The following is a 25,442-nucleotide window of genomic DNA, read 5'->3' as shown; positions in this document are numbered from 1 at the left end:
ACCACACCATGAGCGACACGACCACCCCCACCGAAAGCATCTTCGGCGCGACCGATCCCTTTGCGCTGGCGCAGGCGTGGATGGACGAGGCGGCGGCGACGGAACCCAACGATCCCAATGCCATCGCGCTTGCCACCGTGGATCCCGACGGGATGCCGAACGTGCGCGTCGTGCTGCTGAAAGAGATCGAGGCCGACGCCTTCGTGTTCTATACCAATTATGAAGGCGACAAGGGCCGCGAGATCGACGCAACGGGTGTGGCGTCGTTCGTGATGCATTGGAAAACGCTGCGCCGCCAGGTGCGGGTGCGCGGGCACGTCAGCCGCGAGGACGGCGCGCTGGCCGACGAATATTATAACTCGCGCCCGCTGGACAGCCGGCTGGGGGCCTGGGCATCGGCACAGTCGCGCCCACTGGACGATCGCCAGACCCTGATCGACGGCGTCGAGGCGGCGCGCGAGAAGTTCGGCGATTCACCGCCGCGTCCGCCGTTCTGGGGTGGCTATCGGATTCGCCCCGTCTCGTTCGAGTTCTGGCACGACGGCGCGTTCCGCCTGCATGACCGTGAACGCTGGTTGCCCGACGAGACACAGGGAAAATGGCAGACGCGACGCCTGTATCCCTGAATCCCACCTCCCCGAAAACGGCTTTGCGTTGCGCGTTTTATCTGGATCGTTTACGCGATCCTTGATAAGTCAAGAGAAACGCGGTTCGGTCAGAACGGTCGGGCGGGAAAGGAAAGGAGGCGCCGGGGAAATCGGCGCTTGCAGGGAAGCGGTTGGACCAAGGCGAGACACTGGAAACCACCGACGGACACGTCAAGTGGTTCGATCCAGGAAAGGGATTCGGGTTCGTAGTGGCGGACGATGGTGGCGCGGACATTCTGCTTCACGCGAATGTGCTGCGCAATTTCGGCCAGAGTTCCGTGGCGGACGGCGCCCGGGTTCGTATCCGGGTGCAGCAAACCCAGCGCGGAATACAGGCGGTCGAAGTTCTGTCGATCGAGGCCCCGACCCCCCAGATGCAGGGCGATGAGGGCGCTGAAAACGGGCGCAAGTGCGATTTCTTCGATCCCGGCCTGGTCGGTGGCCCGCCCCAGCCGGCCCGCATCAAGTGGTTCGACAAGGTCAAGGGATTTGGATTTGCCAATGTGTTCGGCAGCTCCGAGGACATCTTCGTGCATATCGAGGTCTTGCGTCGCGGCGGATTGGCGGATTTACAGGCCGGCGAAGCCATCGCGATCCGCGTAGCGGACGGCGCGCGTGGCAAGCTTGCGACGGAGATCGGCATATGGGACACGGCGGCGCAGACGGATCAATCGCCTTCATGACTGCGGTTCAAGGGCGGTTCGGCCGGATGCTGCGATACGCGCTTGCGCTGTCGTTGATCGGCGCGCCGGTTGCCGCAGCCTGCCGCGCGGATGTCGCGGAATTGCGCGGAGACTGGGGCAAGGCGCGTTTCGCGGTCGAGGTGGCCGATGACGATGCGGAACGCGCGCAAGGTCTGATGCACCGCGAAAAGATGGCGCGCGGTGCCGGAATGCTGTTCGTCTATCCCGAACCCCGGGCGGCTTCGTTCTGGATGCGCAACACCCTGATCCCGCTGGACATGATCTTTCTGGATCGCACCGGCACCGTCCAGAAGGTGCACGTCAACGCGCGCCCGCTGGATGAAACGCCGATCGCGGGGGGTGACGACATCCTGCTGGTGCTGGAAATCAACGGCGGCCTGTCCGAGGTTTACGGCATCGCGCCGGGCACCGAGCTGCGCCATCCCGACGTGCCGCAGGATGCAGCCGCGTGGCCTTGCCCGCCGGAATGATAGCCCTCACGGCGCGGGGATAACCTTTTTCGGCGTCGGGTCCGCCTCGCGCGACAGCCGCATCAGCCACCAGGCCAGCGATGAACAGATCAAGGTGCCGATCATCAGCGGATAGATCGTGCCGTTGAACGCCAGCCCGATGGGGATCGCGATGCACACGCCCAGCGTCGTGCCCACGGCGCCCACCACCGAAGCCGCCATGCCCGCGATATGGCCCATGGGTTGCAGGGCAAGCGCGTTGATGTTGCCGAAGGTCAGCCCCGCCATGGCAAAGATCGACACGGCCCAGAGCAGGAACGCCGGAAAGGTCAGCGCCGCGGGGATCGCGTCAAGCAGGCCCGCGGCCAGAAGCACCGCCGACAGCGCCATCTGCATTGCATAGGCACCCATCGCCATGCGCCGCATTCCCAACCGCATGACAAGCGTGGCGTTCAGAACCGTGCTGCTGCCCGACACCAGCGCGATCCCCATGAACCACAGCGGGAATGTCTCGCGCACTCCGAAGACGGTGCCGAAAACCTGCTGGACCGAGCTGAGGAACGCAAACATCTGGCCCTGGCCCAGCGTCAGCACCGCGATATAGATTCGCACCATCGGATGCTTCAGCACCTCGATCAATGCTGCCTTCAGCGATGCCGGGCGCAGGGGGCGGCGCGCCTCGGGCGCCAGCGTTTCGGGCTGGCGCACGGCCAGCCAGGTCAGCCCGATCAGCGCGAAGATCATGAACGCGCCGAAGATCGACCGCCAGCCGAAGGCGGCGATCACCAGCGATCCGACGAAGGGCGCGATGGCGGGGATCATGATGAAGATCATCATCACGAACGACAGAACCCGGGCCATCTCGCGGCCTTCGAAGCGGTCGCGGATGATGGCGGTGGACACGATCCTGGGGCCGGCCGCGCCCAGACCCTGGAGAATGCGCGCCAACAACATCGTCTCGAGGCTGGGCGCAATCGTGGCCAGCGCCGCGCCGCCGAGATACAGCGCAAAGCCGAGATAGATCGCAGGCTTGCGCCCCATGGCATCCGAAACGGGGCCGGCAAACAACGTCCCGATGCCCATGCCGAACAGGAAGGATGTCAGGATCAACTGCGCCGCGTTCGGGTTGCCCGGGCTCAGTTCGTCGGCGATGCGCGGCAGGACCGGCAGCATGGCGTCGATGGAGAAGGCCACCATCGCCATCATGACCGCCATGAGCGCGACGAATTCCGGCCGTGACAGGGTTTTGGTGGGCGCAGTCATCTGGTGGTCTTTCTGTCTGTGGCAAGGCGGGTCTGGCAGATCGGCGCGGGGCCGGTCACTGGATGACGTCGTCGGGCCCGGGGGACGCCATCTGTTGTTCCAGATCATCCAGCACCTTGTTCCACAGATCGGTGGGCTGGGCCCCGGGCAGCGCGTGGGTGGACGCCACGATAAAGGTGGGCACGCCGGTCACACCGCGCTTGCGGGTATGGGCGTCACGGGCGCGGATGTCGTCGCTGTCGGCGTCGCCCGCCAGCAGGCGTTCGGTCACGGCGGCGTCCATGCCGATGCCATCGGCGATGTCGACCAGCACGGCGGTGTCGCCGATGTCGCGCCCTTCCTGGAAATAGGCCTTGAACAGCCGGTCCACGGCAAAGGTCTGGCGCTGCTCCAACCCGGCCCAGTGGATCAACCGATGGGCGTTCAGCGTATTCGGGGTGCGCGTGATCGCGGCCCAGTCGATGTCGATCCCCACCGCCGCGGCGGTCTTTTCGATGGGGGCATAGGCACGCACGGCCTCGTCGCGGCCGCCGAACTTGGCTTCCAGATAGGCGCGGCGGTCCATCCCTTGGGGGGGCATGTCGGGGTTCAGTTGGAAGGGGTGCCATTCCAGAACGAAGGGATGATCGGGGCGCGCGATCAGGGCACGGTCGAGATAGGTCTTGCCGATGAAGCACCAGGGACAAATCGGATCTGACAAAATATCGAGCTTGACGGTCTGCATGGGGTCTCCGGCGTGGCGGTGGTTCGTCGTTACTATGCCTGTCCCCCGGGGATGTCACGCCTGAGTGCCGGTAGAAATCGGGCGCGCATACCGTAAGCGGGAAGGCGGGTCGTCGAATATTCTAAACGGCCGGATTTCGCTATGTGTGCGCTGACGCACAGCGCGCCGGGCGTGCGATGCCGCATCAGTAAAGAAGTTTACAAACGGGGATGATGGGGAGTTACGACGGCATCCGCCGGCAAGGCGCGCGCCAATTGCATCCGTCAGTCGAGCGTTATCGGAAACAATCCGGCGGCGCTGGCACCACCGGATCCATTTTTCTTCGGGCGGGCCTGCGGTTGTGCGGGCGGGATTATTCCTGCTTCCACCAGACATCTGGCAGGAACCCTTGCCAGTCGCCATAGATCGACACGCGGTCCTCGGGGTATTTCAGGTCTGCGGCATGGGCCAGCCGGCCGATGGCGGAATACCAGATCGGTATGACATAGCGCCCGGTCGTAAGCACCCGGTCCAATGCCTTGACCGCAGCCGTGAATTCGTCCTGGTCGTCGGTATTCAGCATGGTTTCGATCATCGCGTCGATGGCCGGATTGTCGGCGCCCATCCAGTTCAGCGATCCCGGCGTGTCGGCCGCGTCGGAGCCCCAGTAATACCGCTGTTCGTTGCCCGGCGACAGGGACAGGGTGCGCAGATAGAAGGTCATGCCGAAGTCGAACGCCTTGGTGCGTTCCGCGTATTGGGCGGCATCGATGGGCGTGACCGTGGGTGAGATGCCCAGCCGATTCAGGGCGCGGGTGAAGATGTTGACCATCTGGCCGCTGTTGCCACCCCCCATGATCGACGTCGCACCCTGGTTCAGCAGGATCTCGAACGTCAGGGGGCGGCCGTCGGCGTCGACCATCCGGCCGTCCCGCACCACATAGCCGGCCTCGTTCAGCAGATCCATGGCGGCGCGGATGCCGGCCCGGTTGCGCCGTGAGCCGTCAGAGACGGGCAGGTCGTACCCCTCAAGCGCGCCGGGCAGCAGATCGTCGGAGAAGGGCTCGAGCAGGGCGCGCACGCGGCCTGTGGCGGGGCCGTGGTCCATGGCCAGCACCGAGTTGTCGAAATACGACCGGATGCGCGGCTGTGCGCCGTCGTTCAGCGTCTGGTTGATGAATTCGAAGTTGAACGCATGCAGCATCGCCTGGCGCACGCGCCAGTCGTCGAACGGGGCCGTGCGGGTGTTCATGGCAAAGCCCGCGATGCCGGTGGGCCGTTCGTTGGGGATTTCGGATTTCACCACGGCGCCCGAGGTCACGGCCGGGAAGGAATAGCCGTTTTGCCATTTCGCGGCGTTCAGCTCGCGATAGGCGGTGATCTCTCCGGCCTTGAATGCCTCGAACGCGACTTCGCTGTCGAAGAAGTATTCATAGCGGATGGTATCCAGATTGTGCTGCCCGCGCATGGCCGGCAGATCGGCGGCCCACCAGTCGCGGTCGCGGTCGAGTTCGATGAAGCGGCCGGGTTCGAATGCGCCGATGGTATAGGGGCCCGATCCGATCGGCGTAAGCTCAAGCGTGGATTGTCCGAAATCGCGCCCCTCGTATTGCGCCTTTTTCAGGATCGGGCGCAGTCCCAGGATCAACGGAAGCTCACGATCCTTCGCGTTGAAGGTGAAGCGGATGCTGCGGGGGCCTGTAATCTCGGTCTTTTCGACCTTGTTCCAGGCGCCGAGATATCTTGGATGGCCTTCGGTGCCCAAGGTTTCGAACGACCACTTCACATCTTCGACGGTCACGGGCGAGCCGTCCGAGAACCGGACCTCGGGGCGCAGGGTGAATTCGACCCACTCACGCTCGGGGCCGGTTTCGATGGTTTCGGCCAGAAGGCCGTAAAGCGTGAAGGGTTCATCCCAGGAGCGCGCCATAAGGCTTTGAAATACGAAGACGCCGACCCCGTAGGGCGGGTTGCCCTTCAGGATGTGGGGATTCAGGCTGTCGAAACCGCCGCTTTCTGCGAAAACGATCCGCCCGCCCTTGGGGGCGTCCGGGTTCACATAGGGAAACGCGGCAAAGCCCGGATCGAGCGCCGGTTCGCCATACATCGCGATCGCATGGGACGGCTCGGCGCGGCCGATGGTCGGGCCGACACAGAGCGCCAGCACCAGGGTCAGGAGGCTCAGCTTGACGCGTGATCTGGGGCTGCTCATCGCGGGATCATCCTTTCGGTGGCTGCCTGGGTTATGCTCAACGTATTGCGATCCTGTGGGGTTCGCAATTTTTTACCCTTGGATAAGTCGTTGGAATTGCGTATAAGGAAGTCACTGCTCGATAGGTTTCTTGCCTGTATGAAACCTGCCTCAATAACTTGACGCCCGCCTCGTGCGGGCGTTTTTTTTGGGCTCGAGCAGGTCATTTTCCGCTCTCCTATCCTTGGTCGCGTCGGTGGGCAAGTGTGCGTTTGCACGCTCAAGCCCTTGCTTTGTTGGGTTTCCGAAGGTGTTTGCGACTTTGCAAACTTTGCAAAGGCCAGGGTCGCGCATTGGGGTCGCCGCTGTGTCGCCACGCGCGTTGTGCCGCGATTTGCGCCCGTCACCCCGGACGAATCATCGCGAATCGATTGGCAATGATCGTGGAAAATCGTTGTGTTTCGGCACGGTTGCCCTGTTCTTTGGACGCCCGGTGAATACATTGACCAAAACGCAAACCACGAAGGAAGCCCTGCCATGTCATTGAACCAGAAAACCGCCGTGATCACCGGATCGAACTCGGGCATCGGACTGGGCATCGCGCGTGAGCTGGCCAAGGCCGGCGCGAACGTCGTTCTGAATTCCTATACCGATACCGACGAGGACCATGCGCTGGCCGCCGACATGGCCGCCGAGTTCGGCGTCGAGGTGCGCTATGTCTCGGCTGACCTCAGCGATGGCGACGCCGCACGGGGATTGATCGAACGGGCGGGCGCGTGTGACATCCTGGTGAACAACGCCGGGATCCAGCATGTCGCGGCCATCGACAAGTTTCCGACCGACAAGTGGAACGCGATCATCGCCATCAACCTGTCGTCGGCGTTCCACACCACCGCGGTCGCGCTGCCGATGATGCGGGCGGCCGGTTGGGGCAGGGTGATCAACATCGCGTCGGCGCATGGTCTGACGGCGTCGCCCTACAAGTCGGCCTATATCGCCGCGAAACACGGCATCGTCGGGCTGTCCAAGACGGTCGCACTGGAGACGGCGCGCGAACCGATCACCTGCAACGCGATCTGTCCCGGCTATGTCCTGACACCGCTGGTCGAATCCCAGATCCCCGATCAGATGGAAACCCACAACATGGACCGCGAAACGGTGATCCGGGAAGTGATGCTGGAGCGGCAGCCGAGCAAGGAGTTCGCCACGGTCGAACAGCTGGGCGGCACTGCGGTGTTCCTCTGTTCGGACGCCGCGGCACAGATCACCGGCACGACGATTTCGGTCGATGGCGGCTGGACCGCGTTGTAAGGGTCGGCAGGGATCTACGGCTGCCGGCTGGCCGCCCCTCCGGGCCGCCGGATTGCGCGTCGGGGGCGGGTGCCTCCGGCGGGAGTATTTTCAGCAAGAAAAAGCCGGGCGTATGTCCGGCGGAATGGGGCATGACGCATGACCGTTAAGAGGATCAATCTTGCCTTGCAGGGCGGGGGTGCCCACGGTGCCTTCACCTGGGGCGTGCTGGACCGTATGCTGGAGGACGAGACGCTGGAGGTGGCGGCGATTTCCGGCACGTCGGCCGGCGCGCTGAATGGTGCCGCGGTGAAATCGGGGCTGGCCAGCGGCGGGCGCGATGCGGCGCGGGCCAATCTGGACTGGCTGTGGGGTCAGGTCGGAGCGCTGAATGCGCCGGGGCTGGAGCAATGGATGTCGGCGCTTTCGCCCTCGACCGCGACCCTCAGCACGTTGATCGAACAGTCGTTGCCGTTCAGCATGGTCAGCAGCATTACCCGCGTGGCCAGCCCCTATGCGCTGGGGGCGCTGTTCAACAATCCGTTGCAGCGCATTGTCGAGCGGTTCGCCTATGACAAGGTTCACGCGGACCGCGGGCCGCGCCTGACGATCTGTGCCACCAACGTGCGCACCGGCAAGATCCGGCTGTTCACCGGCGATCAGATCACGCCGGACGCGATCATGGCGTCGGCCTGTCTGCCGACGGTGTTCCAGGCGGTGGAAATTCCCGACGGCGACCGCATGGAATCCTATTGGGATGGGGGTTACACCGGCAATCCGGCGCTGTTCCCGCTGTTCGAGAAGGATCTGCCGGACGATATCGTCGTGGTGAACATCAACCCGATCGTACGCGAAAAGGTGCCGCAGACGCCCGGCGAGATCGCCAACCGGATCAACGAGATCAGCTTCAATACCTCGCTGCTGCGCGAATTGCGCGCGATCCGCTTCGTGCAACGTCTGCTGGAGTCCGACCAGCTGCACAAGGACGCGATGAAATACGTCCTGGTCCACATGATCGCGGACGACGCGTTGATGAACGATCTGAACGTGGCCACCAAGCAGTTGCCGACGCCGGTGGTGCTGTCGCGGCTGAAGGCGGCCGGCCGGGCGGCGGCCGACGGGTTCCTGGCGCAGCACCGCGACGACCTGAACCAGCGCTGCACCGTCGATCTGGAAGAGATGTTCGGCTGAAACCTAGGGGGTGTCGGCGCTATGGCCGACCTTCAGCTGCGCCGCGCCCTTGCCGCCCGGATAGACCAAGCCGGCAGAAATCACCAGTTTCGCTGCGTCCTCGACCGTCATGTCAAGCTCGTGCACGTCTTCGGCGTCGACGAACAGCAGGAACCCCGAGGTGGGATTGGGTGTCGTCGGCAAGAACACCGTGACCTTGCGCCCGTCACCCGGCAACCGGGCCGCGATTTCGCCTTTCGCGTCGGTCGAGATGAACGCGATGGCCCAGAGGCCGCGGCGCGGATATTCGATCATGCACGCCTTGTCGAAGCTGGTGTCGGTCTGGGCGAATACGGTTTCGGCGATCTGTTTCAACCCGTTGTAGATCGACCTTACCACGGGCATCCGATCCACCAGGCCTTCGCCCCAGCGCAACAGCGAACGTCCGATCAACCCCTTGGCCAGCCAGCCGACGATCACGGTGAACACCAAGAAAATGATCACCCCGACACCGCGCAGGTTGATCCCGATGTAGTTTTCCGGCCGGAAGCGGCCCGGCACGAAGGGCAGCACCCAACCATCGACCCAGCCGGCAACGGACCAGATCAGCCAGACGGTCAGCCCGATGGGGGCAATCACCACCAGGCCGGTCAGAAAGCTGGCGCGCAGGCTACCCAAAGGGCCGCGCCGTTTGCGGTGGTCGTGATCGTCGGGGGAATGTCCGGTCATGCGGGGGGGTATCGTCCTGTATTACCGGATCAATCTAGGCACGGGCGAGGGGCGGCGCAACGGGTCTTGCGCGCGCCGCCGGGGATTCCGTTTCAGGGGCCGGGATTGCGGATCGTGACGATTTCCTGCGCGATCCGCGCCGCCACCCGGGCGTTGTTCAGCACCAGGGCGATATTGGCACGCAGGGATTGACCTTCGGTCAGCTCATAGATCCGGGCCAGCAGGAACGGTGTCACCGACTTTGCCGTGATGCCCTGGGCTTCGGCCTCGCGCACGGCGCGCTCGATGATGGGGTTCAGAACCTCGGGCGCGATCTCGTCGGCCGCGGGGATCGGGTTGGCGACCAGCTGACCCCCGGGCAGGCCCATGCGGGTGCGGATCACATGCGCGGCCGCGATATCCTCGGCCGTGTCCATGCGCAGCGGTGCGCCCAGCCCCGAATCGCGCGACCAGAAGGCCGGAAACGCGTCCTGGCCCACGGCAATCACCGGCACGCCGAAGGTTTCCAGCACCTCCAGCGTCTTGGGGATGTCGAGGATGGCCTTGGCGCCCGCCGCCACGACCGTCACCGCGGTCTGTGAAAGTTCGCGCAGGTCGGCGGAGATGTCGAAGCTGGTCTCGGCCCCGCGATGCACACCGCCAATGCCGCCGGTCGCGAACACCTCGATCCCGGCCAGACGGGCCGCGATCATCGTTGCGGCCACGGTGGTGGCACCGGTGCCGCGGGTGGCGATGCAGGCGGCCAGATCGGCGCGCGACAGCTTGGCCACGCTTTCGGCTTGCCCAAGCTGTGTCAACTCGTCCTTCGAGAGGCCGATATGCAGCCGACCGTCCATCACCGCGATCGTCGCCGGAACCGCGCCGCCGCGGCGCAGGGTCTCTTCGACCAGCATCGCGGTTTCGACGTTTTGCGGATAGGGCATGCCGTGGGTGATGATCGTGCTTTCAAGGGCGACGATGGGCGCACCCTCTTTGCGGGCAGCGGCGACTTCTTCGGAAAAACGCAGGGGCAGGGACATCAGTTCACATCTCCGGAAATATAATCTGCGGCTGCGCGCAGGGCGCGGTTCAGAGCGGTTGGCGCCGGCTCACCGGCGAGGGTCGCGACGATATGCGCCGCCATGAAGGTATCTCCGGCGCCGGTGACGCGGGTCACCAGAACGGCCGGCGGCATGGCGGACAAGACCCCGTCGGGACCGGCCTCGGCCACGGCGGCGGCGCCATTCGTCACCAGAACCCGATGCGCGCCGCGCGCAACCAGCGCGTTGGCGGCTTCGGAGGCGCTGTCAAAGCGGGTCTGCATCAGCAATCCCGCCTCTTCGAGGTTCAGGTAAAGCGTGACACGTGGATGATCCAGCAACGCCAGCAGCCGCTCGGCCTTGCCGGGCGATGCGGGGGCGACGCGCAGATCGGCGCACGCAAACAACGGGCTTTCGGCGATCTCGGCCAGCAACGCGGGCGTCAGGTTGCCGTCCAGCGCCACGGTTCCGGCAAACGGCGCGTCCGGCGCGCCCAACCGACCGTCGGACAGGGGGTGCAGGATCTTGGCGCCGGCGGCTTCCAGCGAATGGGCGTCGGCGATGGCCGCGATCAGCCCGTTGGCGCCTTCGATCGCCATGTAACGGTCGGTCGGCAAATCGTCCGAGCGATAGACATGATCGGTAATCATGCCCATGCGGGTTGCTGCCGCGATCAGCTCGTCACCTTCGCTGTCGCGTCCCACGGCGCTGAGCAGCGTCGGCGCGAGACCGAAACGCCCCAGCGTCATCGCGATGTTCATGGCGACGCCGCCGGGCACGCGCGTGATCCGGCCGGGAACGTCGCTGCCGGCGCGCATGTGCGCGTTGGACCGACCAATCACGTCCCAGAGGACCGACCCGATACAGAGGATTCCCGTCGTGCTCATCCGATGCTTGTGGAGCAGGTTTTGACGTGGCGCAAGTCCAAGACATGCCCGGCCGGCACGGGCGCGGGGTGGATCGCGCGCCGGGATTCGAGTATTTGTATCGGTAAGAAATACCGACCTTATCACCGACCGAAATACCCGTCTTCGGCCTCACCGAAGCCGGACCTTGCATTTGGCGCGATGCGGGTGTATTTGCGCGGCACTTCACAGGTGGGGCTTGGGCCTTGCGGGAGAGACATCCCCGCAGGTCCGCCGGTTGAGCGCATGCTCTGTTGGCCCTGCCGAGGATAGAAACCGGAAAAGGACCAATATAATGGCGCTTCCAGACTTCACTCTGCGTCAGCTTCTCGAAGCTGGCGTTCACTATGGCCACCAGACCCAGCGCTGGAACCCGCGGATGCAGGAATTCATCTACGGCGACCGCAATGGCATCCACATCATGGACCTGACCCAGACGGTTCCGATGCTGGACAAGGCGCTTCAGGTCATCCGCGACACCGTGGCCAAGAACGGCCGCATCCTGTTTGTCGGCACCAAGCGTCAGGCGCAAAAGCCGATCGCCGACGCCGCCGAAAAATGCGCGCAGTATTACATGAACCACCGCTGGCTGGGTGGTACGCTGACCAACTGGAAGACCGTTTCGCAGTCGATCAACCGCCTGAAGAGCATCGACGAGAAGATGGAGCAGGGCGCCGAGGGCCTGACCAAGCGCGAGCGTCTATCGATGGAACGTGACCAGGGCAAGCTGAACGCGTCCCTTGGTGGTATCCGCGAGATGGGTGGCGTGCCGGACCTGTTGTTCGTCATCGACGTCAACAAGGAAGACCTGGCCATCATGGAAGCCAAGAAGCTGGGCATTCCCGTGGTTGCGGTCGTCGATTCGAACTGTTCGCCCGATGGGATCGACTACATCATCCCGGGCAACGACGACGCGGCGCGTGCGATCGCGCTCTACTGCGATCTGGCGGCCCGTGCCGCGCTGGACGGCATGTCCGCCCAGATGAGCGCCGCCGGCGTTGACATGGGTGCGCTGGAAGACGCCGCCGCCGAGGAAGCCCTGGCCGAGCAAGGCGGCGACATGCCGCTGGGCGACACCAAGAGCGACGGCAGCGTCATCCCCGATGGCGCCCCGCTGGACCTGGACAACAAGCCGGTCGAACAGAAGATCTGACCGGAGCCGCTCCGACAGAGATTTCTGGATGCGTGCCCCGGCACGCATCCGTTCCCGCATTGCATGAGAAGGAAAGCCGAGCCATGGCGATCACCGCTGCACAAGTGAAAGAACTGCGCGACACCTCGGGTGCCGGCATGATGGATGCCAAGAAGGCATTGACCGAAACCGATGGCGACATGGAAGCGGCCATCGATTGGCTGCGCACCAAGGGTCTGGCCAAGGCGGCCAAGAAATCCGGACGCACCGCGGCCGAGGGCCTCGTGGCCGTCAAGGTCGACGGAACCACCGGCATCGCCGTCGAGGTGAACTCGGAAACCGATTTCGTCGGCAAGAACGCCGATTTCCAGAAGATGGTGTCGTCGATCGCCGATGCCGCCTTGGGCGCTGACGATCTGGAAGCGCTGAAGAAGACCGAGATCGACGGCAAGCCGGTCGAAACGATCGTCACCGATGCCATCGCAAAGATCGGCGAGAACATGTCGGTCCGCCGCATGGCCAGGATCACGGGCGCCTCGGTCGTCTCCTACGTTCACAACGCCGCCGCCGAAGGCATGGGCAAGATCGGTGTGCTGGTGGCGATGTCCGGCGACAACGTCGAATTCGGCCGCCAGGTCGCCATGCACATCGCCGCGGTGAACCCCGCGTCCCTGTCCGAGAACGATCTGGACCCGGCCGTGGTCGAGAAGGAAAAGCAGGTCCAGATGGACATCGCCCGCGAGTCCGGCAAGCCGGAAGCCGTGATCGAGAAGATGATCGTCGGACGGATGAACAAGTTCCTGAGCGAAGTGACCTTGGTCAACCAGTCGTTCGTGGTGAACCCCGATCTGACCGTCGGCCAGGCGGCCAAGGATGCAGGCGTCGAGATCACCGGCTTCGTGCGTCTTGAGGTCGGCGAAGGCATCGAAGTGGTGAAGGAAGATTTCGCCGCCGAAGTCGCCAAGGCGGCAAAGGGCTAAACACCTTAGATATCAGAACAATGAAAGGCGTCCCTCACGGACGCCTTTTTTGTTTCTGGGTGTAATTTGTTCGCGGGCGAAGGTTCACGGATGGTGCGCGCGGGACATACGCACCATCCGCATCGCGCCAGTCCTAAGGGGATGCGGACCGGTGCGTCTTGATCCGGTTACACCCTCGGGTCCGATCGAATCACAAGTTGGATCCCCCCGGGTGACGCCCGATCAATACTGGACGCCACCCGGAAAGTCGCTCCTTGGCATTAATGCCACCACTCACGGAACGCTGCCAAAGTGAAAGTTTACGTCGCGTCAGTAAAGTAAGGATTTCCATACCTTTATGGTGCAGGTGGGGCCAACCCGGGTTGATGCGCCAGGCTCACAAGATCATTGAAGTCATTGTTCCAAAACAAAAATCTGGTTTTGAAGCGAGGCCTTCAGCACCGCTTGGGCGGTCGTTTCGACGTCCAGCGCCTCGCGGGCCAGGCGCAGGTGTTTTTCGACCGTCACGGGGGTCAGGCCCATGATCGCGGCGGCGTCCTGGATCGTCTTGCCGTCGCGCACCCATTCCAACGCTTCGCACTGACGTTTCGTCAGCTGGCGGGAGGGGGTGGAGTAGGGCAGCTGGATCATCTTGAGATGCGCCACCGTGTTCATCACCGTCAGATCGCGGCCGTGTTCGGCCCAGATCTCCTCGACATCGTCTTGGGTCATTCCGCGCCGCGCCGTGAGGCCGATCGCACCCTTGTTGCGGATCGAGGCATCGCGGAAGGAAATGGAATAACCCGCGATTACATCATGATGCGCGTTGAAATCGAGAACCTTTCGTTCTTGTGGCGACAGGTTGTCATGCTGTTCGGCAAGCCAGCTCCAACTGCAGGCGCCGTGATTTTCGACCGCCCAACGCACCATCGGCGCATTGAAATAGAGACCTTCGTTGATGAACCCCTCGACATACGCGGGATCATGGTTGGTCATGATCAGGAAATCCTTGCGATCGCCGAACCCATGGGCCGAATGAAACCGGGTAAAGCCATAAAGCAGCCGGTCAAAGCCATAGCCCGCCATCTTTTCGCAATGCAGACGCCAGACGCCTTCGACGCTTGTGGCCTGAACGAGGTGTTCAAGATATTTGATCATGGCCGGTTCCCGTGTTCAGAGGCGGTTCTGGCTGCCCGAGACCAAAGGGTAATGCGGCGTCAACGGATCTGTCGATAAAGTTCTGACCGGATGGCGCAGGTTTCGCGCGCGTTATGCCGCCATCTTTGGCAGATGCGCCGTTCTGATGCTCCCCGTAATTTACATAATACTGATTATGAGAGTCAAGGATTTGACAAGCCCGGCCTGCCCAGCCGAGCCTTGCGCTCACACCGACGGCACGCCGTCTGATGGTTTCACGAATGCGCGGTCAGTTCTTCGGCCGTGCCACGTCGGCGTCCGCATCACCGTCCGGTGCCTGGCCATAGCTCATGCGCTTCATCTGGCCGATCACCCGTTCCATTTCGCTGTCGGACAGGATTGGCGGCTCGCCCAGTGTCAGGGCCTGCACATACATCCGTGCCAGGGTCTCGACCTCGACCGCCATCCAGATCGCCGATGCCATCGTCTTTCCCAATGCGATTTGGCCGTGTTGACCAAGCAAGCACGCCAGCCGACCCTCCAGCGCCTCGACCGCCAGCTGCGACAGTTCAGCCGTTCCGAACGTGGCATATGGCGCACAGCGGATATCGGACCCGCCTGCGATACCGGTCATGTAGTGAAACGCCGGAATCGGCTTGTGATGAATGGCCAGCGTCGTCGCGTAGACCGAATGGCAGTGCAACACGACGTCGATATCCTTGCGCGCCGCCAGGATGTCGCGGTGGAACCGCCATTCCGACGATGGGCGCAATCCGTCGTAGGTCCCGTCGAAATCCATGTAACACAAGTCTGCGGGTTGCATCGTGTCATAGGGACGCGAGGACGGCGTGATCAGGAACCCGTCCCCCGAGCGCACCGACAGGTTGCCCGAGGTGCCCTGATTGATGCCGCTGCTGTTCATCCTGCGGCAGATATCGACCATCTCGGCGCGGATGTCGTTGTCTTCATGTGCCATGGTTCGTTTCCGTTTCAATGGGTTATGCGTGGTGGTTCATAAGGTGATTCAAGGTTCCGCAGGCTTGCATACCGTTGACGTGAAAGATCAAGAGTGTCACTCAAGCTATTGGATCGCATGCGATTATCACACTCAGATAAGTCCGTACTGCCTGGCTTTGCCACGCAAAAACGGCAATCCGTTGTCCATGACCTCTTCAAAGCTGGGCGCGACGGGGCGCCAGACAGCCAGGCCCGAGGCCAGTTCCGGCGGCATGTTGATGAAGCTTTCCATGGCCAACCCGCCCTTGAACCCGATGGCGGCAAGGGTGGCGTGGATTTCGTCCCAGTCGCAGGTGCCGCACCCGGGCGTTCCGCGGTCGGATTCCGACAGGTGGATATACCGCAGCAAGTCACCGGCCTGAATGATTCCGTTGCCGACGCCCTTTTCCTCGATGTTCATGTGATAGGTATCGAGATGGATGAAGATGTTGTCCGAGCCGACCTTTTCGATCATCCACTTGGCTTGTGCGGTGGTGTTGATCAGGTGGCTTTCGTATCGGTTGACCGGTTCGATCCCGAACAGGATGCCGGCGTCTCGTGCGTGGGCTGCGGCCGCCGACAGCGCGCGCGCGACGTTGTCGTATTCCGCCATGGTGGGCGGTTGGCCGGTGCGTTCGCCGATACCGCCATAGGTCACGCCCGACAGCGCCTCGCATCCCATGGCGGCGGCCACTTCGATGGCTTCTTTGAGGTGGGCGATGGCGCCTTCGGGGTTGCGCGACGGCCAGTTTTCTTCGGGAAGGCCCAGCGAGGCGACCGCGCGCATATCGTGCTGTTTCAGCAGATCACGGGTATGGGCCGTGTCGACGATCGGCGCGTTCAGCAGCGCGATTTCGATGAAATCCATGTCATAGGCGGCGGCGGCGGGAATCGTGCGTTCGGCCCCTGCCCTGTCCCAGTTCATGGTCCACATGCTGGTGTGAACGCCGAAACCTTCCATGTCTTTCCTCCCGATGCTGACTGCGCGAACCTTATCGCCTGGCGACGGCAACGCAACCGTCGAGCCGTGTCAGCCCAACGCATATCCCGCGCCGCGAACGGTGCGCAACGGATCGGTGCCGCCGTGCAGGCACAGCGCCTTGCGCAGCCGACCGATGTGGACGTCGACGGTGCGGGTGTCGACATAGATGTCACGCCCCCAGACGCGGTCCAGCAACTGTTCACGACTCCAGACGCGGCCCGGTCTTTCCATGAAGGTCGAAAGCAGGCGAAACTCGGTCGGGCCAAGTTTGAGCGGGTGATCACCCCGGGTCACACGGTGGGTTTCGGAATCGAGCGCGATGTCGTCGAACGTCAGCGTTTCACCCACGGTTGCGGGCCGGGTGCGGCGCAATTGGGTCCGCACCCGCGCCATCAGTTCGACCACCGAGAACGGTTTGACCACGTAATCGTCGGCGCCGGTTTCCAGACCGCGCACGCGGTCCACCTCTTCGCCGCGCGCCGACAGCATGATGATCGGCAGCGCGCGGGTTTCCGGGCGTATCTTCAGACGGCGGCAGATTTCGATACCCGACACGCCCGGCAGCATCCAGTCGAGCACGACCAGGTCTGGCGGTGTCTCGGCGATCAGTTGCAGCGCGGCATCGCCGGTGTCTGCATACGCCACCGAAAACCCTTCAGCTTCAAGGTTATAACACAGAACTTCGCGTTGCGCGGCCTCGTCTTCGACGACAAGGACATGGGGCTGGTCAGCGGACATCACGCGTCAGACCGACGGTGCGGCATAGGAGGTCGAGTCGAACTTCTCGCGCCCCTCGTCGGGCAATTCGCCTTCGACCAGATAGATCACCTGTTCGGCGATGGACGTGACGTGATCGCCCATGCGTTCGATGTTCTTGGCGATGAAATGCAGGTGCATGCATGGCGTGATGTTGCGCGGGTCCTCCATCATGTGGGTCAGGAATTCGCGGAACAGGGCGTTATACATCTGGTCGATATCAGCGTCGCGCGCCCGCACGTCGTGGGCCAGTTCGGCGTCGCGCTGGATATAGGCGTCAAGCGCGTCCTTCAGCATCTTTTCCACATCACGCGCCATGCGCCGGATGGCGGCTGACGATCCGCCGACCTGGGGCAGTTCCACCAACACGCCGGTGCGCTTCGCCAAGTTCTTGGCGTAATCGCCGATGCGTTCCAGGTTGGCCGAGATCTTCATCACCGACAGAACGGTGCGCAGGTCGGTGCCCATGGGCGCGCGCAGGGCGATCAGGCGCGCGGCTTCCTCGTTGACGCGGATTTCCAGCGCGTCGATGGCCTTGTCGCCGGCGCGCACCTGTGCGGCCAGTTCGATGTCGCGATCGACCAGGGACTTGGCGGAATCCAGGATCGCGGCCTCAACCATGCCGCCCATCTTCATGATCTGCGCGGTGATGCCTTCGAGATCGCGGTCAAATGCGGATGCGATGTGTTGGTCTGACATGTCGTGATCCTTATCCGATGCGACCGGTGATATAGCTTTCGGTGCGCTTGTCCTGCGGGTTGGTGAAAATGTCGCCGGTGTCGCCGAATTCCACGAGGTGGCCGAGGTGGAAGAACGCGGTGCGCTGCGACACCCGGGCGGCCTGTTGCATGGAATGGGTGACGATGACGACGGAATAGTTCTGGCGCAACTCGTCGATCAACTCCTCGACCTGAGCGGTGGCAATGGGGTCCAGCGCACTACAGGGTTCGTCCATCAACAACACCTCGGGGGCCGTGGCAACGGCGCGCGCGATACACAGGCGTTGCTGTTGTCCGCCCGAAAGCCCGGTGCCGGGGGCCGACAACCGGTCTTTCACCTCGGCCCAGAGCGCGGCGCGCTTCAGGGCGGATTCGACAATTTCGTCCAGTTCGGCCTTGCTGCGCGACAGGCCATGGATGCGCGGGCCATAGGCGACATTGTCATAGATCGACTTGGGGAACGGGTTGGGTTTCTGAAACACCATCCCGACCTTGGCGCGCAGTTGCACGGGATCGACCTTGGCATCATAGATATCCTCGCCGTCGATCAGGATGGTGCCCTCGACGCGGCTGATGTCGATGGTGTCGTTCATCCGGTTGATGCAACGCAGAAATGTTGATTTCCCACAGCCCGACGGTCCGATGAAGGCGGTTACCATCTTGTCGCGGATGTCGACGTTGACGTCCTTGATGGCATGGGTATCGCCATAGTGAACCTGAACGTTTCGCGCCGAGATCTTGATGTCGTCCATGATGGCCTGTTCCTGAAGGGTTGTCTGATCGCTCATTGCGCGGCTCCTACCAGCGGCGTTCGAAACGGCGGCGCAACAGCACCGCAACGGTGTTCATCGCGACAAGGAACACCAGAAGCACGATGATCGCCCCGGACGCGCGTTCCACGAACGCGGGGTCCGCGCGCTGGGTCCAGTTGTAGATCTGCACCGGCAGCGCGGTGGCGGGATCGAAGAAACCTTCGGGCGGCGCGTCGGGATATTCGCGCACGAAGGCGACCATCCCGATCAGCAGCAGCGGCGCGGTTTCGCCCAGGGCCTGGGCCAGACCGATGATCGTGCCGGTCAGGATTCCTGGCGCGGCGAGGGGCAGCACATGGTGGAACACCGATTGCATCTTGCTGGCCCCTACCCCCAATGCGGCCGATCGGATCGACGGCGGCACCGATTTCAGCGAGGCGCGCGTGGCGATGATGATTGTCGGCAGCGTCATCAGCGTCAGCACGAGGCCGCCGACGATGGGCGCCGATTGCGGCAGGCCGGCAAAGTTGATGAAGATCGCAAGGCCAAGGATGCCGAACACGATGGACGGCACGGCGGCGAGGTTCGAGATGTTCACCTCGATCAGGTCGGTCCAGCGGTTCTTGGGGGCGAATTCCTCAAGATAGATGCTGGCGGCGACACCGATGGGCAGGGCCAGTACCAGAACGATCACCATCACGTAGAGCGAGCCGAGGATCGCGACCCCCAGGCCGGCCGCCTCGGGACGCTGGTCCGACGCATCGGGCGCGGTGATGAAGCGCGGGTTCAGGCCGGTGGTCAGCGCGCCGTCGTCCTTCAGCGCATCGGCCACGCGCAGCTGTGCGGGCGTAACGTTGCCGTCCCGCTCTGCGGTGTCCATCGTCACGCGGCCCTTGAAATATCCGTCGATCCGGCCGTTCGCCAACAGCCGGAACCGGTGCGTGGTGCCGATGGCGTCGGGGTTGGCCAGCACGTGATCGCGCACCGTCGCCGCCGCCTGTTTCGAGATCAGCGCGCCGATTTCCCGATCGCTCATCCCGTCGGGACGGGCGTTCAGCGCGTCGACCTTGGCCACCAGCGCGGCCTGGATCAGCGGCGCATAGCCGAAGGTGAACACCTTCTTGATATCGTCGATGTCGCGGTTGCCCCCGGGGTCCAGCGTATCGGCCGGCAGCGCGATCTCGACCGTGATATGGGTCTGGCGAAACGCCGACAGCCCGTTGCCGAGGATCGACACCAGCAGCACCACCAGCGCCAGAAGCCCGACACCGACCGCCGCCATGCCATAGTATTTGAACCGCTTTTCGGCGGCATTGCGCCTTTTCGTCCGCGCGTTCTGGGTCAGCAGCGATCCATGTTCCGGCCGCAGCGGCGAGTCGGGCGAAGGGTCGGTCATTCGTATTGCTCCCGATAGCGGCGCACGATGAACAGCGCGATCACGTTCAGCCCCAGGGTGATGACGAACAGCGTCAGGCCCAGGGCAAAGGCAACCAGGGTTTCGGGGCTGGCGAAATCGGTGTCGCCGGTCAGTTGCGACACGATCTTGACGGTGACGGTGGTCATCGCCTCGAACGGGTTCAGGTCAAGCTGTGCCGCCGCCCCTGCCCCCAGCACGACGATCATCGTCTCGCCGATGGCGCGCGACGCCGCCAGCAGGATCGCCCCGACGATCCCCGGCAAGGCAGCCGGCACGATGACCTGGCGGATGGTTTCCGACTTTGTGGCGCCCAGGCCATAGGATCCGTCGCGCATCGCCTGGGGCACGGCGTTGATGATGTCGTCGGACAGCGAGCTGACAAAGGGGATCAGCATGATCCCCATCACGAGGCCCGCGGTCATCACCGACGATCCCGAATTGCCCAGCCCCAGGGGTTGCGCGAAATAGTCGCGCAGCAGCGGGCCGACGGTGATCAGGGCGAACAGACCATAGACGATGGTCGGGATCCCGGCCAGGACTTCGATCAGGGGCTTTGCCACGGCACGCATCCTGGGGCCGGCGTATTCCGACAGGTAGATCGCCGAAAACAGCCCCACCGGCACCGCGACGATCAGCGCGATCAGGCTGATATACAGTGTGCCCCACAGCAGCGGCAGGATGCCCAGTTGCGAATTGCCGCGAAAGTTCGGCGACCATTTCGTGCCGAAGAAGAAATCGGCAATGGAATACTGCGAGAAGAAATTGATTGATTCGAACAGCAGCGACAGGACAATCCCGGCAGTGGTCAGGATTGCGATGGACGCGGCGGCAATCAGCAACGCCAGGACCGCGCGTTCGACCGAATTGCGCGCCCGGAACCCCAGTCCGGTCGCGCCCCACGCCAAGCCAAGCCCGCCGAGCGCCAGCAGGATGACGACGATGTTGCGGGCGGTGTTGCCCGCAATGCTGAGCGCGCGATACCGCTTGGCCGACACCAGAACCGCGGGATCCACGTTCGATCCAAGCGCAACTCCCAACGGGGCCAGGCGTGCCCGAATCCCGTCTTCGGCGGCATTCAGGCGCTGGACCTCGTCCTCGGTCATGATGTCCGATTGCACCGCCAGTTCCAGACCCTCGGCCAGACGGCGCACGTCGCTCATCACCAGGGCGCGTTCCGACGTGGGCGTTGCCGGCGGCAGTGTCGCGGCGACACGGGCATCGACGATCATCGGTTGCGCGATCAGCCACACGAACAGCACCAGCAAAGCCGGCACAAGAACCGCAAGCGCCACGTTCAGACCGTGATAATTCGGGAGCGAATGCAGCCGGCGGATATCACCCCCCGACACCGCCACGGCGCGGCGGCGCCCCAGGGTGTAACCGGCGGCGGCAAGGGCCAGGAGAATAGCAAAGAGCCAGATCAGCGGCATGGGGCATCCTGAATTGTTCGGACCGGCGGGGCGGAACGGGCGCTGATCGGCCCGTCGCGTGGGGTTCTATGCGCGTCAGCGGTCGTGCGCCATGGGTGTTTCGTTGGCGATCATCTCCTGGGTGGCGGCCAGATCGGGATCCGGCGTCAGCCCATAGTCCGACAGCGGCCCGCCGGGCCCGGCGATCGGATCGGCGACGAAGAACGCCGCATAATCCTTGAGGCCGGGAATGACACCGATATGCGCCTTCTTGACGTAGAAGAACAGCGGCCGCGACACCGGGTATTCGCCCGATGCGATGGTTTCGGTGGATGCGGTGACACCGTTGATCGTCGCGTCCTTCAATACGGCGGTATTGCTTTCATAGAACGACAGCCCGAACACCCCCACGCCTTCGGGGTTCGATTCGATTCGGGCCAGGGTTTCGGTGTAATCGCCATCGATATCCACCGCCTTGCCATCGGTTCTGACGTTCATGCAGGCGCGCTCGGCCGTGTCCTCGTCCATGCCCATTTCGATCATCGCTGCCAATGCGCCGCCGTGTTCACAGCCCATCAGCATCACCTTTTCCTCGAACACCTCGCGGGTGCCGTGTTTCGTGCCTGGAATGAAGGTGATGATGTCGACATCGGGCAAGGCCGGATCGACGTCGGACCATCTTTGGTTCGGATTGGCGATCATCGCGCCGTCCACCGGGATGTTCGCGGCCAAGGCGTCATACCATTGCTGGGGCGTGAATGCCGTGAAGTCCGGACCGTCGACGCGCGAGGCGAAGACGATCCCGTCATAACCGATCCGCACCTCGATGATCTCGGACACGCCATTGTCGACGCAGGCCATGCGTTCCCTGGGCCGCATGGGCCGCGATGAGTTCGCCACGTCGATGGTCGATTCCCCGACCCCTTCGCAGAATTTCTTGAGCCCGGCGGACGAGCCTCCGGATTCGACGACCGGCGTGGGAAAGTCGAAGTTCTCGCCAAAGGCTTCGGCCACGATCGAGGCATAGGGCAGGACCGTCGACGATCCCGCCACCTGCACCTGGTCCCGGGCGCTGGCGGAAGTGGCGGCGGCAACGGCCAGACCCCAGACGGTCAGTTTGGCGAGGGTCATGTAACACTCCTGCGGTTTTGGCGGGATCGCCGGACGCGATCCATTGGCGTGATCTGGCGGTCGGATGCCACTGTTTTGTGACGTCTGCGTAACAGTTTCATGACACCGCAGCAGGATCCGGCGGTTTTCCCCGGATCACCATGGGTCATTTCGTCGGAAGAATCACGCTGAACGTGCTGCCCTGCCCCGGCACGCTGGTGATGTGAAGCCGGCCGCGGTGCCGGTTGACGATATGTTTCACGATGGCCAGGCCCAGCCCCGTCCCCCCCATCTCGCGCGAGCGGTGGGTGTCGATGCGGTAGAAGCGTTCGGTCAGCCGCGGGATATGGACCGGATCCATGCCATCGCCCGTGTCGGTCACGTCAAACCGGATCGCGGCCTGGCGCAGCGCGGGATCGCGTGCGATCGGCGTTGCGGTGATCGTCACCGTTTGCCCTGTGCCACCATATTTCACCGCGTTTTCAACCAGGTTGACGAAGACCTGTCCGATCTGATCGCCGTCGCCCGATGCATCCGGCAAGTCATCGCAGCCCGCGAGGATCAGCGTGGTATCGCTGTCGTTCAGCAAGGGCGCCAGCGATTGGCGAACCGAGGCAAGCAGCCGTGCAAAGTCGATATGGCCGGTGGGGCGCATCCGTTCGTCGCTTTCCAGTCGGCTGAGGGACAGCAGATCCTGGACCAGACGGTTCATCCGCGCGGCCTCGCCCGCCATGGTGGCCAGAAACCGCTCACGGGCGGCGGGATCGTCCCGCGCCGCACCACGCAAGGTGTCGATGAAGCCGATCAGCGCGGTCAGCGGCGTGCGCAATTCGTGGCTGACGTTGGCCACGAAGTCGCGTCGCATCTGCCCGACCTCCTGCATGGCGGTCGTATCCTCCAGCGTGACCAGAACCCCCTGTTGCCGGTTCAAGTCCAGTGGCTCGGCCCGCGCGGTCCAGACGGTGTCGTGGTTGCGATCCGTGGTCCAATAGGTTGCAATCGCGGCCGTTTTTGCGGTCAGCGCGGTTTCGATGGCGGCGACGATGCGGGGCTGGCGCAACGCGCCAAGGTAATGGCGACCGACCAGACCGGGATCGAAAAGCGCAAGCGCCGCGGGGTTCGAGACGGCGATCCGGTTATCGGAACCGACCCAGAATGCCGGCAGATGCAGCGCGGCCAGAACCTGATTCAACGACCCCCGCGTCACCGGATCCAGCCCTTCCTTACCCTGCGTCATGGCCGCACACGGGGCCGCAAAGCGCGGCACAAAAGGCGCAGAGTCCACGGTGCCGACCCAAGCCCTGTGGAAAAACTTTGCAGAAAGCCGAAAACCTGCATAACGTTTTCAGAAGGCCCGTTGGTTTGTTTGAGACAAGCCCGACGACCTGGGGCCCCATGGGACTGGACCGACTGGCCCGTGGTTTCGATACTGGAAGTGGAGTTTGAATACCATGCCATCCGCGCCCGTTCTTGTCGGGGACGCCAACGACCTCCAGACGGCCCTGCCGCTGGTGTCGGATCTCGGGGTTGCGCCCGAAGTTGTCGATATACTCGATGTCGACGCCACGTTGAAACACGGAACAGGTCCGGGAATCGTCGTGTCGCTTGCCATTTCCGACGGCTTCGACTGTTTTGATGTCGCCCAGATCCTGACGTTCAACAAGTTCTGCGGCCGATACCGGATCGTGCCCGTCGGTTTGCCGAAACCGGAAATCCTGGTCAGCGAAGCGCGCAAACAGTTCCCCGACCTTGATATCGACCTTCTGTCCAAGACGGCCCTGCCGCAGTACAGCTGAGCCGACGACGCGCTCACCGAGCGGCGACATCGGCTGCGGCACGAATCGCGTCGGCAAACTCGGCGCACAGGATCTCGATCGGCTCGACGCCGACCGATATGCGAAACACACCTTCACCCAGCCCCAGGCGGGCCCGATACTCGGGGCTCAGCGCGCGGTGTGATGACGTCGCCGGATGGCTGAGCGTCGTGCCGATATCGCCCAGTGTCGGCGCAAACGCGATGTTCTTCGCGGCCTGCACCAACGCGTTGCCCTGTGCCCGGCCGCCCTCGATTTCGAACGTCACCATGTGCCCGCCCCGCCCGTTCAGCAGCGACATGGCGCGATTGTGATCGGGATGGTCGTGGCGCATCGGATAAAGCACCCGTTTCACCCGCGGCAGTCCGGCCAGGTGATCGGCCAGCGCGCGGGCGTTCTGTTCGGCGCGATCATAGCGCAGCTCGAACGAATACAGGCCCCGTTCCGCCAGCCAGCAATCGAACGGCGACGGCGTCAGGCCCAGCGTCACCGCGCAGCCCAGCATCGCCTTCCGCACCTCGGGATCGCGCGCGGCGACATAGCCCAGCGTCACGTCGGCATGCCCCGCCAGCATCTTGGTCACCGAATGGATCACGATATCCGCGCCATGATCGAACGGCCGCACCCCGCGTGGCGTTGTGAAGGTGTTGTCGATCGCCAACAGAATGCCGCGGTCGCGCGCCAGCCGCGCGATGCCGTCAAGATCGGCGACACGCAGGGTCGGGTTGCTGACGACCTCGATCAGGATCATCCGCGTCTCGGGACGCAGGGCGCGTTCGATCGCCGCCGCATCGGTCGGATCGGCCAGCGTGGTGGCGATGCCGAAGCGTGGCAGATCATCGGTCATCAGCCGCATCGACCGCCCATAAAGCTGATCGCCGCCGACGACGTGATCGCCCGCCTTCAGACAGCCCAGCAACGCGGCAGTCACCGCCGCCATGCCCGATCCGGTGATGAAACCGCCGGTCGCCCCTTCCATTCCGTCGATCTTGGTCGCCAGAACATCGGCGTTCGGATGGCCCTCGCGGGCATAGGAATATCCCTGGGTGCGACCTTCGTATTGGGCGTCCAGCGCATCGGGCGACTCCGAGGCGTAGACCACGGAGGGTTGCAGCGGCGTGCCGACGGCGCGCGATGAGCTTTGCGGCCAGGGCGTGCGGCGCACCAGTGTCTTGGGCCTTTCGGTCAT

General features: G+C 63.5%; 25 protein-coding genes. 8 read left to right on the top strand and 17 right to left on the bottom strand.

Annotated features, from left to right (window positions below):
• Positions 1 to 8: 8 nt before the first annotated feature.
• The 3 genes from pdxH to CFP68_RS00835 all read left to right on the top strand — a co-directional run bounded on the left by pdxH (position 9) and on the right by CFP68_RS00835 (position 1,821).
• Entirely contained in the window at positions 9 to 626 is a 618-nt protein-coding gene (pdxH, locus tag CFP68_RS00845) for a pyridoxamine 5'-phosphate oxidase (protein WP_099823476.1), read from the top strand.
• Positions 627 to 778: 152 nt separating this feature from the next.
• Positions 779 to 1,330 (top strand): cold-shock protein, encoded by a 552-nt coding sequence (locus tag CFP68_RS00840; RefSeq protein WP_169961440.1) that lies wholly within the window; start codon positions 779 to 781, stop codon positions 1,328 to 1,330.
• Complete coding sequence (locus CFP68_RS00835) at positions 1,327 to 1,821, top strand: DUF192 domain-containing protein (RefSeq protein WP_420915807.1); 495 nt, start codon at positions 1,327 to 1,329, stop codon at positions 1,819 to 1,821. The genes CFP68_RS00840 and CFP68_RS00835 overlap by 4 nt, the downstream gene beginning before the upstream one ends.
• 6 nt (positions 1,822 to 1,827) lie before the next feature.
• On the opposite strand, the gene CFP68_RS00830 is transcribed toward CFP68_RS00835, so the two are convergent.
• The 3 genes from CFP68_RS00830 to CFP68_RS00820 all read right to left on the bottom strand — a co-directional run bounded on the left by CFP68_RS00830 (position 1,828) and on the right by CFP68_RS00820 (position 5,978).
• Positions 1,828 to 3,063 carry a multidrug effflux MFS transporter gene (locus tag CFP68_RS00830; RefSeq protein WP_099823473.1) on the bottom strand — a complete coding sequence of 412 codons (1,236 nt, stop codon included), beginning with the start codon at positions 3,061 to 3,063 and terminating at the stop codon, positions 1,828 to 1,830.
• 55 nt (positions 3,064 to 3,118) lie between these two features.
• Positions 3,119 to 3,787 (bottom strand): DsbA family oxidoreductase, encoded by a 669-nt coding sequence (locus tag CFP68_RS00825; protein ID WP_099823470.1) that lies wholly within the window; start codon positions 3,785 to 3,787, stop codon positions 3,119 to 3,121.
• A 352-nt stretch (positions 3,788 to 4,139) separates the two neighbouring features.
• Positions 4,140 to 5,978 (bottom strand): extracellular solute-binding protein, encoded by a 1,839-nt coding sequence (locus CFP68_RS00820; RefSeq protein ID WP_099823468.1) that lies wholly within the window; start codon positions 5,976 to 5,978, stop codon positions 4,140 to 4,142.
• A 516-nt stretch (positions 5,979 to 6,494) separates the two neighbouring features.
• Between CFP68_RS00820 and CFP68_RS00815 the strand changes: the two genes are divergently transcribed.
• Both CFP68_RS00815 and CFP68_RS00810 read left to right on the top strand, forming a co-directional pair.
• Positions 6,495 to 7,268, top strand: coding sequence for a 3-hydroxybutyrate dehydrogenase (locus CFP68_RS00815; RefSeq protein ID WP_099823465.1), 774 nt, complete (start codon positions 6,495 to 6,497; stop codon positions 7,266 to 7,268).
• 138 nt (positions 7,269 to 7,406) lie between these two features.
• The gene (locus CFP68_RS00810; RefSeq protein WP_099823463.1) at positions 7,407 to 8,438 is read left to right on the top strand and encodes a patatin-like phospholipase family protein; all 1,032 of its coding nucleotides are present in this window, start codon (positions 7,407 to 7,409) and stop codon (positions 8,436 to 8,438) included.
• A 3-nt stretch (positions 8,439 to 8,441) separates the two neighbouring features.
• Here CFP68_RS00810 and CFP68_RS00805 read toward each other — a convergent pair whose 3' ends face one another.
• The 3 genes from CFP68_RS00805 to CFP68_RS00795 form a co-directional block, all read right to left on the bottom strand.
• Positions 8,442 to 9,146 (bottom strand): DUF502 domain-containing protein, encoded by a 705-nt coding sequence (locus CFP68_RS00805; protein WP_099823460.1) that lies wholly within the window; start codon positions 9,144 to 9,146, stop codon positions 8,442 to 8,444.
• Between the two features lie 92 nt (positions 9,147 to 9,238).
• Positions 9,239 to 10,165, bottom strand: a complete 927-nt coding sequence (locus CFP68_RS00800) for a pseudouridine-5'-phosphate glycosidase (RefSeq protein WP_099823457.1) — start codon at positions 10,163 to 10,165, stop codon at positions 9,239 to 9,241.
• On the bottom strand, positions 10,165 to 11,052 hold the full coding sequence (locus tag CFP68_RS00795) for a PfkB family carbohydrate kinase (RefSeq protein ID WP_099823455.1): 888 nt from the start codon (positions 11,050 to 11,052) through the stop codon (positions 10,165 to 10,167). Before CFP68_RS00795 ends, CFP68_RS00800 begins: the two co-directional genes overlap by 1 nt.
• A gap of 313 nt (positions 11,053 to 11,365) precedes the next feature.
• Here CFP68_RS00795 and rpsB point away from each other — a divergent pair, with 313 nt between their 5' ends.
• Positions 11,366 to 12,223, top strand: a complete 858-nt coding sequence (gene rpsB, locus CFP68_RS00790) for a 30S ribosomal protein S2 (protein WP_099823452.1) — start codon at positions 11,366 to 11,368, stop codon at positions 12,221 to 12,223.
• Between the two features lie 83 nt (positions 12,224 to 12,306).
• On the top strand, positions 12,307 to 13,182 hold the full coding sequence (tsf, locus tag CFP68_RS00785) for a translation elongation factor Ts (protein ID WP_099823449.1): 876 nt from the start codon (positions 12,307 to 12,309) through the stop codon (positions 13,180 to 13,182).
• Between the two features lie 393 nt (positions 13,183 to 13,575).
• Here the strand turns inward: tsf and CFP68_RS00780 are convergent, their stop codons facing one another.
• The 10 genes from CFP68_RS00780 to CFP68_RS00735 all read right to left on the bottom strand — a co-directional run bounded on the left by CFP68_RS00780 (position 13,576) and on the right by CFP68_RS00735 (position 23,676).
• Positions 13,576 to 14,319 (bottom strand): LuxR family transcriptional regulator, encoded by a 744-nt coding sequence (locus CFP68_RS00780; RefSeq protein ID WP_099823447.1) that lies wholly within the window; start codon positions 14,317 to 14,319, stop codon positions 13,576 to 13,578.
• Between the two features lie 268 nt (positions 14,320 to 14,587).
• The gene (locus CFP68_RS00775; protein WP_099823445.1) at positions 14,588 to 15,274 is read right to left on the bottom strand and encodes a class II aldolase/adducin family protein; all 687 of its coding nucleotides are present in this window, start codon (positions 15,272 to 15,274) and stop codon (positions 14,588 to 14,590) included.
• A gap of 132 nt (positions 15,275 to 15,406) precedes the next feature.
• A complete protein-coding gene (locus CFP68_RS00770; protein WP_099823443.1) occupies positions 15,407 to 16,255 on the bottom strand; it encodes a sugar phosphate isomerase/epimerase family protein in 849 nt (282 codons plus the stop codon).
• Positions 16,256 to 16,324: 69 nt separating this feature from the next.
• The gene (phoB, locus tag CFP68_RS00765) at positions 16,325 to 17,014 is read right to left on the bottom strand and encodes a phosphate regulon transcriptional regulator PhoB (protein WP_099823441.1); all 690 of its coding nucleotides are present in this window, start codon (positions 17,012 to 17,014) and stop codon (positions 16,325 to 16,327) included.
• 6 nt (positions 17,015 to 17,020) lie between these two features.
• Positions 17,021 to 17,731, bottom strand: coding sequence for a phosphate signaling complex protein PhoU (phoU, locus tag CFP68_RS00760; RefSeq protein WP_099823438.1), 711 nt, complete (start codon positions 17,729 to 17,731; stop codon positions 17,021 to 17,023).
• Positions 17,732 to 17,741: 10 nt separating this feature from the next.
• A complete protein-coding gene (gene pstB / locus CFP68_RS00755) occupies positions 17,742 to 18,539 on the bottom strand; it encodes a phosphate ABC transporter ATP-binding protein PstB (protein ID WP_099823436.1) in 798 nt (265 codons plus the stop codon).
• Positions 18,540 to 18,549: 10 nt separating this feature from the next.
• Positions 18,550 to 19,899 carry a phosphate ABC transporter permease PstA gene (gene pstA / locus CFP68_RS00750; protein ID WP_099823434.1) on the bottom strand — a complete coding sequence of 450 codons (1,350 nt, stop codon included), beginning with the start codon at positions 19,897 to 19,899 and terminating at the stop codon, positions 18,550 to 18,552.
• Complete coding sequence (pstC, locus tag CFP68_RS00745) at positions 19,896 to 21,350, bottom strand: phosphate ABC transporter permease subunit PstC (RefSeq protein WP_099823432.1); 1,455 nt, start codon at positions 21,348 to 21,350, stop codon at positions 19,896 to 19,898. Before pstC ends, pstA begins: the two co-directional genes overlap by 4 nt.
• Positions 21,351 to 21,425: 75 nt before the next feature.
• Positions 21,426 to 22,460 carry a substrate-binding domain-containing protein gene (locus CFP68_RS00740; RefSeq protein WP_099823430.1) on the bottom strand — a complete coding sequence of 345 codons (1,035 nt, stop codon included), beginning with the start codon at positions 22,458 to 22,460 and terminating at the stop codon, positions 21,426 to 21,428.
• A gap of 145 nt (positions 22,461 to 22,605) precedes the next feature.
• Positions 22,606 to 23,676: an ATP-binding protein gene (locus CFP68_RS00735; protein ID WP_099823428.1), complete on the bottom strand. Its 1,071-nt coding sequence runs from the start codon at positions 23,674 to 23,676 to the stop codon at positions 22,606 to 22,608.
• A 214-nt stretch (positions 23,677 to 23,890) separates the two neighbouring features.
• Between CFP68_RS00735 and CFP68_RS00730 the strand changes: the two genes are divergently transcribed.
• Entirely contained in the window at positions 23,891 to 24,235 is a 345-nt protein-coding gene (locus CFP68_RS00730) for a hypothetical protein (RefSeq protein WP_099823426.1), read from the top strand.
• Between the two features lie 13 nt (positions 24,236 to 24,248).
• Here CFP68_RS00730 and CFP68_RS00725 read toward each other — a convergent pair whose 3' ends face one another.
• Complete coding sequence (locus CFP68_RS00725) at positions 24,249 to 25,442, bottom strand: trans-sulfuration enzyme family protein (RefSeq protein ID WP_099823424.1); 1,194 nt, start codon at positions 25,440 to 25,442, stop codon at positions 24,249 to 24,251.

The sequence above is a fragment of the Oceaniglobus indicus genome, assembly GCF_002751875.1.
Taxonomy (GTDB): domain Bacteria; phylum Pseudomonadota; class Alphaproteobacteria; order Rhodobacterales; family Rhodobacteraceae; genus Oceaniglobus; species Oceaniglobus indicus.
The sequence above is the reverse complement of the archived record's forward strand: the minus strand, read 5'-3'. Positions and strand labels throughout refer to the sequence as shown.